The following is a 13,151-nucleotide window of genomic DNA, read 5'->3' as shown; positions in this document are numbered from 1 at the left end:
TAATTTTTATATAAATAAGACGTTCATTAATGAATTATGAGAAGGGATAAAAAGCACTACTTCCATGTTGCTTCAGGAACCCGGCAAAGCAGATTTGCGGGGATTTTATTTTCCCCGTTTTTATATACGTCAAATTTACGTTTATTAATACGGGAAGATGCCGAAAGAATCACACTAAGTACCGGCAGCCGCAGTTATCATGTTGGCATCCTGCTGCACACTTCCTTTTAAATTGTCAACGACCGAACCTAACCAGATAACGATGAAAAAAATAAGCGCCATTTTCCTCTTTTTAAGCTGCCTCGGTCTGCAGGCCTTTGCACAGACGCCAGCTGACAAGGAGCGGACAGCATACCTTGAAACAATTACAAAAAGGGCCGCAAAAATTGTGGCTGCCATAGGTCCGGCCAGCCCCCGCGATTCTGCGAAAGTCACCGCACTGGTGCGCGACCAGTATGACGACCTGAATGACATTTATATTGCACGCGATGCAAAGCTGGCCCGGCTGAAATCGGCCGAAGCCGGAAACACGCAAGCGGCAAAAGACGAGGTGGCCCGTGACACGAAAGACCGCCTGCAGCAGCTGCATGTGACTTACCTTAAAAAGCTTGGCAAATATCTTTCTGCAGAACAGATTGAAGGCATTAAAAATGGAATGACCTACAACGTCCTTCCAATAACCTACAAGGCCTACCAGGAGCAGATTCCTTCACTTACCGAAGCCCACAAAGCGCAGATCTTAAGCTGGCTGACCGAAGCCCGCGAACTCGCCATGGACGCCGAATCGGCTGAAAAGAAACATGGCTGGTTCGGTAAATACAAGGGCCGTATCAATAACTATCTTTCCAAAGAAGGCTTTGACCTGAAAAAGGAAAGTGCGGATTGGGAAAAGCGCCGCAAAGCGAACCTGCAGGTCAGGTAATCAAACAGAACGAACCAAATAATCTAACCAATAATAGTATGAACTTTAAACTTTTACGCAACTGCTCCTGGTGCATACTGCTGCTCTCGCTAATCAACAGCGTTGCTTTGTACGCGCAAGAACGAAGGGTGACGGGAAGGGTCATCGATGCGTCAGATGGATCGGCTATGCCGGGTGTCAATGTCAGCATCAAGGGCGTTCCGAGTAATGTAAGCACAAATGCAGACGGGCAATTCACCATCCAGATCAGATCTAATGCTGATGTGCTCGTATTTTCATTTATCGGCTACACCCGCCAGCAGATTCCTGTGGGTACACAGTCTAATATGACCGTGCGTCTTACGTCCGGTAACCAGAATCTTGACGACCTTGTTGTAGTTGGTTACGGCACCCAGAAGCGCGCAAGCCTGACGGGCGCTGTGGTCGATATCAAAGCCAGTGAAGTCGAAGACCTGCCCGGTACCAGTGTGGCTGCGGCATTGGCAGGAAGGGTGCTTGGCGTAGGCGTAAGCGGTGGTATTTCGCGCCCGGGCTCCACTGCCCGGCTTACCGTCAGGAACCCGAACAACCGTTTTGCAAAAGACGGCGGAACAACAGATCCCCTCTATGTGATAGACGGTGTGATCCAGCTCGATGGTCAGGGAAAGCCTGATGCCACCAACTTCGGTAACCTTGACGCATCTGAGATTGAAAGTATCTCTTTCCTGAAGGATGCAGCGGCCGCCGTATACGGTACCCGTGGCGGTAACGGTGTTGTGCTTGTTACAACCAAGCGGGGCAAAAGCGGAAAGCCGCGCGTTACCTATAGCGGTTCTTACGCAATAAATGATGAAGCGTTCAGAACAAAAATGATGAGCGCCTATGAGTTCGGTCAGTACATGAACATCATGAACGGTCCGAACGGTTATGCGCGTCAGCCGGGAGTAGACAACTTCTTCAGTGCAGACGAACTTGAGCACTTCAAAAATATAGACCATGATCGCCTGGAGGCAGCATGGAAATCCTCGTATGCCTTCCGGCAAACGCTCGGCATAAGCGGCGGTGCAGACCGGGCTACATATTTCGCCAATGTTTCATACAACAAACAAAACGGAAATCTGGCAACGCTCGACTATCAGCGGTGGAATTTTCGCGCAGGCACAGACGTAACACTTGCCTCAAATTTTAAAGTCGGCCTGCAAGTTTCGGGTAACAGCGGCGAGCTAAATAAAACTTTCAACAAAGTTTCGGGAGAAGGTGTTGAAGATGATTATAAAAACCTGCTCCTTGCGCCGCGCTACGTACCGGAATATGTAAACGGCCTGCCTGTAAAGATCCCCGGTACAACCAATGACCTTTCAAAATATCATTTCGGGGAGATCGCAAGGTTAAATAACCTGGCAAGCACAAACAGCAGCCTCTTTACAGTAAACGGTTATGTAGAATATGATCCGGCCTTTATCAAAGGTCTGAAAGCGCGTGCTACTTATGCCCGTAACCAAAGCACCAGTTTAGGTTCACAGATCGGAACGTATTATAACCTGTATGAGTTTAACCGCCTCGGCGAAAATAAACATATTTACGAGGGTGCAACCGTAAACGGCAATCCGCTCCGCGTGACAAACGGCGACCGCCTGTATTACCAGAACAGCACGCAGCGAAACGATCAGTTCAACTTCTCGCTGAATTACGCCCGCGATTTCGGTAAACATTCGATCAGCGCACTTGCAGCTCTGGAGCGTTCTGAATCGTGGGACAAAGGACAGGTGGTTTACAAAGCCAATCCTATCCCGTCTACCAACGGACAGTTCTCTACCGCTTTCGGCGAGATTGCCGGCAGTACGACCGCAAATGAGGGTGGTACGCTTTCATACCTGGGCCGGGCCAACTATAGCTACGCAAACAAATACCTCTTTGAATTTTTGTTCCGTACAGATGCATCGACCAAATTTGCGCCGGAAAATTACTGGGGTAATTTTTATTCCGGCTCTTTGGGATGGGTAATCTCAGACGAATCGTTTTTCAAGGTACCTGCCATTAATTATTTAAAAGTTCGCGCGTCAGGCGGTGTACTCGGAAACGACCAGACCAAAGCCTGGTTATGGCGGCAGCGTTACACGTTCCAGGAAGGAAAGGGCGGCGTATTTGGCGGCAACGGCGCGGCCAGTACAGGCCTGAAAATGGAGGCATCGCCAAACCGGGATGCAACATGGAGCACAGAATACAAGGCGAATTTTGGTATCGATGCTAAGTTCCTCAACAACAAGCTTGGCCTTACCGCAGACGGATATATCAATTTTGCGCGAAACATCCTGATCGAGAACCTGGCCAATATCCCTGCAACAGTAGGAGGAACCAGCGCATCGGAGAATTTCGGTGCGTCAAATTATTATGGTTATGAAATCGGCCTGAACTGGGACGATAAGATCGGCAAAGATTTCTCTTATGGCATTGCGGCGCGGTTCAACTGGTCTGACGATAAAGTTTTGGTCGGCAGTTACAACACTGTCGATATGATGAAGCCCTGGATGGCCGGACCCGGCAGATCGTCTGACTTTGGTAAATGGGGTTATGACTATCTGGGCATGTTTAAAAACCAGGCAGAAATTGATGCCTACGTTAGCCAGTATAACATTACACAGGTGCTTGGTACACCTGCAGCACAACTGCGACCAGGAAGTTTGTACTACCGCGACATTCGCGGGCAGCTGCGCAGCGACGGTACCTTCGGGGCGCCAGACGGTATAATTGACGAAAACGACCAGATCCAGTTGTCTAGAAAAGCAAATAACCACTATGGCTTTGGCGTTACCCTGCGTGCAGCATACAAAGGCATTGCCGTTGATGCGGTCATTGCCGGCTCGTTTGGCGGCTGGTCTGAGATTGACGAGCGCAAGCCGCTTAACTCATCAATTGCCCGAAACTTTACCAGCCTGCCGTACATCTGGGCAGACGTTTACGACCCTGTGCTGAACCCAACCGGCAGTATGCCTAACCCGGCGTTCGAAAGCATCAACCTTTCACCTGTGTCAAACTTCTACAGGGTCAGCGGTTTCAGAATGCGCATACCAAGTTTCAACGTGTCTTATACATTGCCTAAGAGGATTGTTGAGTATGCAAAAATTAACAATGCCAGGGTATTTTTCTCCGGTCTGAATGCTGCCAACCTGTTCAATCCTTATTCTTACAAAGGGCCGGACAACGCATGGGATGCTTACCCGACCCTGCGTACGTTCTCATTCGGACTTAACATCACGCTTTAAAGGAAACGGATTACAATTTAGATTGCAATGAAAATGAAAAAGATATATACCGCCATCATCTGCCTGCTTGTTTTTACAGCGGGTTGCAAAGATGACTTCCTTGAAGAAAAAAGGGATTTGTCAGGCTATAACGAAGAAGTGTTTAAGGATCCGCTGCTGGCGCAGGCATATGTAGACTACCTCTACGGGCTGTTTCTGCCGGCAAACAATGCGCAGTCACTTTCCTGGAACCTGGCAACGAATAATGACAACTTTGCCAAAACGACGGATGAGTTTGCCGGCGAGACCGACCTGAATAAAGTCTGGGCATCGATCAGTTATACAAATGCCCACGCGCTGCCTTATTTCGGCGCACGGCTTACATCGAGCATTGTTAACAATCCATACACAAGGCTGAAACAGATCAATATATTCCTGGCCGAGATCGATAAATATGGTATCGCTGAAGACGTTCGCAACAAACTGAAGGGACAAATGTATTTCTGGCGCGCCTGGCAATATTTTGACCTGGTCCGTTTGTATGGCGGCGTTCCGCTGGCGCTTACGCCGCAAAATCCGGTCGCTTCCGATGGCATCTCGCTCGAAATTCCGCGCAGCTCAACATCAGAATGCATCAGGCAGATCAATGCAGACATTGATCAGGCAATCGCCCTGCTGCCCGGAAAATGGACCGGAGCCGATTGGGGACGTATGACCAGCGGTGCGGCAGCAGCACTTCGCGGCCGTGTGATGCTTACCTGGGCAAGCCCGCTGTTTAACCGAAATGATGACCCGGCAAGATGGGAGGCCGCATACCAGGCCAACCTGGCAGCGAAAACACTGCTTGAAGCCAATGGCGGCGGCCTGTTTAAAACAGGGGGAACCGCAAATGGAACAGCCTGGGGAAATATGTGGTTTACAGATGCCAATAATCCTGAAGCAGTAATCGTTTATGGATTCAATAATCTTGCTATCGGCGGAAATACGACACGAAACAATGGCTGGGAGCAGGCCGCACGCTCAAAAGAGATCAATGGTGCCGGCTCATTGTCGCCAACCCGAGAAATGGTCGATGCATTCCCGATGAAAGACGGAAAAATGCCTGGCAGCTCAACCTATGCCTATGATGCCAAAAAATTCTATAAAAACCGCGATCCACGTTTCTACAAAACGTTTACGTACAACGGAGCCATCTGGCCATACGCAGGTAATGCCAACTATAAGCAGTGGACCTATAAATGGTACCGCAATGCAACGGAAGCTATTCCAAGCCAGACCACCGAGACAAAGGGAGCTAATGCGAGTGCTGTTTACCTGAGTAAGGCAACAGATCCGAATGCAAGTAATGCAAATGGTAACTTTTCGCAGAATGGCATGGACTATATGGAAATGCGTTTTGCCGAAGTCGTGCTCAACCTGGCTGAAGCAGCCATTGGCAGCAACCGCCTTACAGAAGGTCTGAACCTGATTAAAACGATTCGCGAACGTGCGGGTGTGGAAAACCTGGATGGCGCCTACGGCCTTGGCGCTGCAACCAGCCGTGACCAGCTGTTTGCAGCGGTCCTGAATGAGCGGAAAATCGAATTTGCATACGAAGGCAAGCGCTTTTTTGATCTTCGCCGCTGGATGCTTTTTGAAGAAGATTCGCCCACTGCCGCGCGCCTGGGTATCAAGCCGTTAAACGGCACCCGCAGAACAGGATATTTTATCACGGTTAAAACGACTGCTGGCGCAAAATATGTAGGTACAACAGACCCGATGCTCAAACCGGCCAGCGGCAACGCTCCGGTAATCGACCGCGACCCGGCCAGTTATCCTACACCAAACGGATCGGCCAATTATGCCGCTTACCTGGACTATCTGTATGATAACTATTTCACCATCACGGTGAAAGACGACCTGGATAAAACCAACCCGGCCGACTGGAAATTTAAATGGTATCCCGAATATTACTTCTTTGGTCTGAATGAAAATATCCTCAGCGCCTCGCCGAATGTTGAACAGACCAAGGGTTGGAACAGCCTGAGAGGACCAGGAACATTCGACCCGTTGAAATAGTAGTTATTAGTTTGTTTTTTGTAGTCATCTGTGCGCACCGCATGGATGACTTTTTTGTTTGCAGCCTGTGGCCGGAAACGTAGTCCGGATTGTAAAATTCCTGAGGTTTTAGCTTTCACATTTGAATTCTTTGTTTATATTTAAATATTGAATACATGGTGTTGTGCATCCGGATAATCGTATCTGAGCTTTGTCAATGCCGACTCTAACCAAAATATTTATCCGCTATCAACCGGAGAACGAGCCAGCCTGTTAACTTTACAACAGCAGCTGCCTGCCAGGCAGGCTTTCTAACCGGCAGCGAACGAGCAAAACCAATGAGAAGAAAACTTTTTCGCCAATTAGGTGCAGTCCTGACTGCCGTGCTATCCCTGTCCGCAACACTCACCGTAAAGGCGCAGTATCCAAAAATCCCTGAAGATGTGAAACGCAGCTCCGATTCAATGATGAAAGCGGCTTATCGCCAGTCTGACATTGCATGGGAAAAAGCCAAACCGATCATTGAAGCAGAAGCCCGGCAAGGTAAGCCCTACATTCCGTGGGCGGGCCGCCCAACCGATCTTCCGCAATCAGATCTGCCTGCTTTTCCCGGTGCCGAAGGCGGGGGAGCATACAGTTTTGGGGGGCGTGGCGGCCGGGTTATTGTCGTGAAAAATTTGAACGACAGCGGGCCGGGATCACTTCGCGATGCCTGTGAACAGGGCGGGGCCAGGATTGTCGTATTTAACGTTGCGGGAATCATCAGATTAAAAACGCCGCTTATCATCCGTGCGCCATATATTACCATTGCAGGCCAGACCGCGCCGGGGGATGGGGTGTGCGTAGCAGGCGAGTCAGTATGGCTAAATACGCACGATGTAGTGGTTCGGTTTATGCGCTTCCGCCGCGGCGAAACTTTTGTCGGGCGCCGCGATGATGCAATAGGAGGAAACCCGGTTGGCAACATTATGATTGATCATGTTTCAGCAAGCTGGGGGCTGGACGAAAATATGTCTATGTACAGGCATATGTACAACGACAGCACCGGCAAGGCAGAGGAGAAGCTGGCCACCGTGAACATCACCATTCAGAATTCGATATTTTCAGAGGCCCTGGATACCTGGAACCATGCATTCGGGAGTACATTAGGCGGTGAAAACTGCACATTTATGCGCAACCTCTGGGCTGATAATGCAGCGCGCAATCCGTCTATAGGCTGGAACGGTACGTTCAACTTCGCCAATAACGTCATCTTTAACTGGAACAACCGTTCTACAGACGGCAGCGATTATACGGGAACGTTCAACATTATGAATAATTATTACAAACCCGGACCGGTTACAAATCTCGCTGACCCTATTAGCTACCGTATCCTGAAGCCGGAGTCGGGCCGCAGCAAACTGCCTTATGTTGTTTTTGGCAGGGCTTACGTACAGGGCAACATTGTTGAGGGGAATGCGCGTGTAACAAAAGACAACTGGGATGGCGGTGTGCAGCTTGAAAATAAAAAAGGCGATCTGATGAGTTTTGAAGAAGCAAAACCCTATTTCGCGGCCATGCGTGCGGCCAAACCATTCCCAATGGCGCACATCACCATTCTTCCGACAGAACAGGCGCGTCTGTATGTGCTTGAAAATGCCGGCGCTACCTTGCCTAAACGTGATCCGGTGGATACCCGGGTTGTCAAACAGGTTACTACCGGTAAAATAGAATACCCGGCAAACGTAAAGCTGCCGGAAAAGCAGTTCGAACACCGCCGTTTGCCGATAGATTCTTATAAAAAAGGAATTATCACTGATATCAGCCAGGTTGGTGGTTATCCGGAATACAAAGGCACACCTTATAAGGATAGTGATAATGACGGAATGCCGGATAGTTATGAGTTGAAAAATAAGCTCAATCCGAACGATGCCTCAGATGCATCGAAGATCGCCGCCGGCGGTTATTCAAACATCGAGATATACCTGAACAGTGTCGTTGCAGAGAAAAATGTGAAACCGCTTGCAAAATGAGAAAGCCCACAGTTCTCACCTTTGTTATGCTCATGGCAGCATGCTCCGGCGTCTATTCGCAATATCCCGTAATTCCCGCTGCGATGGAGGCAAAAGCCGACTCGCTTCTGGCCAGGATTCATGCGGCATCAGATGCACAATTCCTGAAGGTGAAATCGATTATTGACCGGGACAGCCGCAATGGCAAGCCGTTTATACCCTGGGCTGCAAAACCATCAGATCTTCCCCAGGCAAAAATCCCCGCCTTTCCCGGTGCGGAAGGTGGTGGTGCATTTACCCCAGGCGGCCGCGGTGGAAGAGTCTTTGTCGTTACAAACCTGAACGATTCGGGCAAGGGAAGTCTTCGTGAAGCCTGTGAACAGGGCGGAGCCAGAATTATCGTGTTTAACGTGGCCGGTATCATCCGGCTAAAAACCCCGCTGATCATCCGTGCTCCTTACATTACGATTGCCGGGCAAAGCGCGCCCGGCGATGGGGTATGTATAGCCGGCGAGTCGGTCTGGATCAACACCCACGATGTGGTGATCCGGTATATGCGGTTCAGACGCGGCGAAACCGATGTAACCCGCCGCGACGATGCCATTGGCGGCAATCCGGTAGGCAACATCATGATCGACCATGTGTCGGCGAGCTGGGGGCTGGATGAAAACATGTCTGTTTACCGGCATGTTTACAGTCCCGGCGATGGATCAGCGCCGCAAAAACTGCCTACCGTGAACGTCACCATTCAGAATTCCATATTTTCTGAGGCCCTGGACACCTACAACCATGCGTTCGGAAGCACGATCGGCGGATTGAACAGCACCTTCATGCGCAACCTGTGGGCCTCGAACATCAGCCGGAACCCCTCTGTCGGTATGTACGGCGATTTTGGTTTTGCGAATAATGTCGTTTTTAACTGGTGGAACCGCAGTGCTGACGGGGGCGACAACAATTCGGCGTATAACTTCATCAACAATTATTACAAACCCGGGCCCATCACACCGGCCGGCGAACCGATCTCTTACCGGATCCTCAAACCTGAAACCGGTCGCAGCAAAAACTTTACACACCTGTTCGGCAAGGCATATGTTCATGGCAACGTGATTGAAGGCAATGAGCAGGTAACACGTAATAATTGGGATGGTGGTGTGCAGCCGGAAACCGCGGGCGACAAACAAAAATTACTCGATTCGATTCGGTCAGCAAGGCCGCTCCCCATGGCAAAGCTCACGCTGACCGACGCCAAAACCGCCTATAGCTACGTGCTTGATCATTCAGGAGCGAGCCTGCCCAGGCGCGATCCGGTCGATTTGCGCATCATTGAGCAGGTGCGAAGCGGCAGGATTCAGTATAAGGAGGGCCTCGATTCGCCGCAGGGCAAAGGTTATGTAAAACGCCGCCTGCCGGCGGATTCATATAAAAAAGGAATTATTTCAGATATTAGCCAGGTGGGCGGATATCCGGACTATACTGGCAAACCTTATACGGACGGGGATGGAGATGGCATACCTGATGCCTGGGAGCGCAGCAACGGCCTTGATCCGGCCAATCCAGCCGATGCTCCCCGTTTGGCGAAAAATGGTTACGCGAACATTGAAAATTATTTAAACAGCCTGGTTCCTGTAAATCAGGTAAGACCGGCAGGCCCCGCAAAATGAGATCATGCTGAAACTACAAGCCGCTTGCCTGATATGGTTAAAACCCGTCTTTTTGCTGGTCGTAGTATGTACCGGCATCGGTGCAGTGGCGCAAAAAAAAAAAGAGCCGCCAAAGCCTGTTTACGCCGACAAGAACGGGAAGCTGCAATATACGCCTGACAGCCTTGGCAACCGGATCCCTGATTTTTCTTATAGCGGGTATGCTGCAGGCGACAAACCGGTTCCGCTGGTTGCTGTTAAGGCAGTCGTTCCGACGAGTACCGGCGACGCAACTGAAGCGATCCAGGCGGCAATTGATTATGTATCTGAGCTGAAGCCTGGCAGCGATGGCTTTAGAGGGGCGGTCCAGTTGCAGAAAGGTACTTACCACGTAAATGGTACAATTTTCCTTCATACTTCGGGTGTGGTACTTCGCGGTGCGGGGATGGACAGCAACGGGACACAACTGGTAGCGGCCGGACTCGACAGGATTGGTGTCATCCGCATTGGCGGCAAAAACAACCGCAAGACAGAGCAGGAACAAGCCCTTGCCCCATTATATGTACCGGTAAACTCCCGGTCGCTGAAAACACAGACGCCAAATACTTACCGGCCGGGCGATCACATTCGCATTCGCCGTCCCTCAACAGACAAGTGGATTGCAGAGCTGGGCACGGCACATTTTGGCGGTGGCATTACCTCACTTGGCTGGAAACCAGGTCAGCGCGACCTGTATTGGGACCGGACGGTCCTCGCGGTGAATGGAAATGAGCTGACACTTGATGCACCACTTACAACAGCGCTCGATCCGTCCTTTGGCGGCGCGATGGTAGCCAGGTATACCTGGACGGGCCGGGTTAGTCAGGCCGGAGTCGAAAATATCCTGATGCGCTCAACGTTCGATGGGGCAAACGCCAAAGACGAAAATCACCGCTGGAATGCGATCAGCATCGAAAATGCAATTGATATCTGGGTGCGCCGGATCGAGTTTCTGCATTTTGCAGGTTCTGCGGTGTATGTGGCAGAGAGCGTTCGCCGCACAACTGTAGAAGATTGTATCTCGCGTTCTCCCGTCTCTGAAATTGCCGGCGGTCGAAGGGAAACCTTTTTTACCGCAGGGCAGCAGGGCCTGTTTCAGCGCCTGTTTGCTGAAAACGGAATTCATGACTTTGCTACAGGTTATTGTACCACCGGGCCCAACGCATTTGTTCAATGCCAGTCTGTGCTGCCTTTTGGTTTCAGTGGCACCACAGACAGCTGGGCCTCTGGCGTCCTTTTCGATATTGTCAATGTTGACGGTCAGGCGCTGAGCCTGAAAAACCGCGGTCAGGATGGGCAGGGAGCAGGCTGGACGGCTGCCAACAGCATGATCTGGCAATGCAGCGCGGCACGTATTGATTGCGAGGCACCCCCGGGTGCCATGAACTGGGCCCTGGGAAACTGGGCACAGTTTGCGGGAAATGCCTACTGGGATATGTCAAATGAACAGATTCAGCCGCGAAGCTTTTATTATGGCCAGCTGCAGGACCGTCTCGGTGCTGATGCCGTACAGCGGGCAATCTTATTGCCGGTTCAGACAGAAGCTTCCAGCAGTCCGCAGGTAAGCGTGGCGATGGAGCTGACCCGCTTGGCTGCAACTCCGGCTGTCACACTCGATGAATTTATCCGCGGCCGTGTGTCCGGAGATCCGCTTCCCGTTACCGGTTCCGGACGCATTGTAAATCCTTCCTTAAAAAAGGTCTCAGCTCTTTCACCAGCCCTGAAACTTGAAAACGGCTGGCTAACGCGGGCGGGACGACTTGCAGTAGGTGCCAGACAGGAAGTTCCCTGGTGGAACGGCTCTGCCAGGCCTCATGGCCTGCGGAATACCCGCTTCCACATCACACGTTTTGTGCCTGGCCGGGAAGGAGCAGGGCTGACAGATAACCTGGATCAGCTGACAGACAGCATGCAGTCGGGGCCGGTTAAGATTCTTGAACACAACTACGGGCTCTGGTATGACCGGCGCCGGGACGACCATGAGCGCATCCGCCGTATGGATGGCGATGTCTGGGCACCTTTTTACGAATTGCCTTTTGCGCGAAGCGGACAGGACACGGCATGGGATGGCCTTAGTAAATATGATCTCGGTAAATACAACGAATGGTACTGGGATCGGCTAAAAACATTTGCCGATCTTGCCGACCGGAAAGGCCTCACGCTGATTCACCAGAATTATTTTCAGCACAACATTATCGAAGCGGGCGCACATTATGCCGACTTCCCGTGGCGCACGGCCAACAATGTCAATGATACAGGTTTTCCTGAGCCGGTGCCCTACGCCGGCGATAAACGTATTTTCATGGCCGATCAGTTTTATGATCTGTCCGATCCGAAGCGGCGCAGTCTCCACCGGCTGTACATCAGAAAGTGTCTTGAAAATTTTGCCGGCAACAACGGTGTAATTCAGCTTACAAGCGCCGAGTATACAGGGCCCCTGCACTTTGTTCAGTTCTGGCTGGATGCTGTGGCCGAGTGGAAGAAGCAAACGGGTAAACATCCCGTCATAGGCCTAAGCACAACAAAGGATGTGCAGGACGCAATCCTTGCCGATCCGCAGCGTGCGGCCATTGTCGACCTTATTGATATCCGGTACTGGCATTACCAGGCAGATGGAGCAGCGTACGCGCCGCCCGGCGGAAAAAATCTTGCACCGCGCCAGCATGCCAGGCTCCTAAAACCAAAGAAAACATCGTTCGATCAGGTGTACCGGGCTGTAAGTGAATACCGCCGGCGCTTTCCTGATAAAGCAGTGATGTATTCGGCAGATAATGCCCCTGCTTTTGGCTGGGCAAGCTTAATGGCTGGCGGCTCGCTTGCCGACCTTCAGGGTTTCGATACATCAATCATAGGCGAAACAAGGAATCTTCAACCGGCCGGTTCTGTTCCTGATGCGGGATACCTCTTAAGCGAAAACGGTCGGAAATACGTCGTATATCATTCCGGTGATGCTGCTTTTCCGCTCGATCTTTCCGGTTTTTCAGGTAACTACGAACTAAAAGTCTATGACCTGACCGGCAAATGCCTGAAGGTTGCCCGGCTTAAAGGCGGCGACGTGGTGCAACTAGTCAAAACCGGCCCGGCGCATGAGCTTGCTATCGTTACGCGACGATAAAAAAGCACAAAAGTGAAAAGTCGAAAGTGAAAAGTCTGAGCTGAACCACGAGCCATGAATCAGTGTTGTCCGGTAAAAATTAACGTTTGTGTTTTAACGGCATACCTGGCGTTTGAACAGAGTTTTTTGTTCTATTTCAATAAGTAAGCCCCCCTGTCAAGTTGCAAATAGCGTTTGTTGGTAGTC

At 50.9% G+C, this 13,151-nt stretch carries 6 protein-coding genes; all 6 read left to right on the top strand.

Features of this window, described 5'->3' with window-relative positions; all coding sequences use genetic code 11:
* The first annotated feature begins 262 nt into the window (after positions 1–262).
* The 6 genes from EJV45_RS08240 (at position 263) to EJV45_RS08215 (ending at position 12,965) form a co-directional block, all read left to right on the top strand.
* A complete protein-coding gene (locus EJV45_RS08240; RefSeq protein WP_129715200.1) occupies positions 263–922 on the top strand; it encodes a DUF3826 domain-containing protein in 660 nt (219 codons plus the stop codon).
* A gap of 38 nt (positions 923–960) precedes the next feature.
* Complete coding sequence (locus EJV45_RS08235) at positions 961–4,164, top strand: SusC/RagA family TonB-linked outer membrane protein (RefSeq protein WP_129715199.1); 3,204 nt, start codon at positions 961–963, stop codon at positions 4,162–4,164.
* Positions 4,165–4,197: 33 nt separating this feature from the next.
* Positions 4,198–6,201, top strand: a complete 2,004-nt coding sequence (locus EJV45_RS08230) for a RagB/SusD family nutrient uptake outer membrane protein (RefSeq protein ID WP_205942351.1) — start codon at positions 4,198–4,200, stop codon at positions 6,199–6,201.
* A gap of 317 nt (positions 6,202–6,518) precedes the next feature.
* On the top strand, positions 6,519–8,192 hold the full coding sequence (locus EJV45_RS08225; protein WP_129715197.1) for a polysaccharide lyase family 1 protein: 1,674 nt from the start codon (positions 6,519–6,521) through the stop codon (positions 8,190–8,192).
* Entirely contained in the window at positions 8,189–9,832 is a 1,644-nt protein-coding gene (locus EJV45_RS08220; protein ID WP_129715196.1) for a polysaccharide lyase family 1 protein, read from the top strand. Before EJV45_RS08225 ends, EJV45_RS08220 begins: the two co-directional genes overlap by 4 nt.
* 4 nt (positions 9,833–9,836) lie before the next feature.
* Complete coding sequence (locus tag EJV45_RS08215; RefSeq protein ID WP_205942350.1) at positions 9,837–12,965, top strand: DUF6298 domain-containing protein; 3,129 nt, start codon at positions 9,837–9,839, stop codon at positions 12,963–12,965.
* Positions 12,966–13,151 lie beyond the last annotated feature (186 nt).

Origin of the sequence: Pedobacter sp. SYP-B3415 (genome assembly GCF_004138205.1) — a bacterium.
In the GTDB taxonomy this organism is placed as follows: Bacteria; Bacteroidota; Bacteroidia; order Sphingobacteriales; family Sphingobacteriaceae; genus Pedobacter.
Note: the sequence above shows the minus strand (reverse complement) of the source record. Positions and strands in the feature narration are given on the sequence as shown.

Excerpts from the sequence above, each read along its gene's own strand:
- EJV45_RS08240 (WP_129715200.1), top strand. The coding sequence starts at position 263 with ATGAAAAAAATAAGCGCCATTTTCCTCTTTTTAAGCTGCCTCGGTCTG.
- EJV45_RS08235 (WP_129715199.1), top strand. The coding sequence starts at position 961 with ATGAACTTTAAACTTTTACGCAACTGCTCCTGGTGCATACTGCTGCTC.
- EJV45_RS08230 (WP_205942351.1), top strand. The coding sequence starts at position 4,198 with ATGAAAAAGATATATACCGCCATCATCTGCCTGCTTGTTTTTACAGCG.
- EJV45_RS08225 (WP_129715197.1), top strand. The coding sequence starts at position 6,519 with ATGAGAAGAAAACTTTTTCGCCAATTAGGTGCAGTCCTGACTGCCGTG.
- EJV45_RS08220 (WP_129715196.1), top strand. The coding sequence starts at position 8,189 with ATGAGAAAGCCCACAGTTCTCACCTTTGTTATGCTCATGGCAGCATGC.
- EJV45_RS08215 (WP_205942350.1), top strand. The coding sequence starts at position 9,837 with ATGCTGAAACTACAAGCCGCTTGCCTGATATGGTTAAAACCCGTCTTT.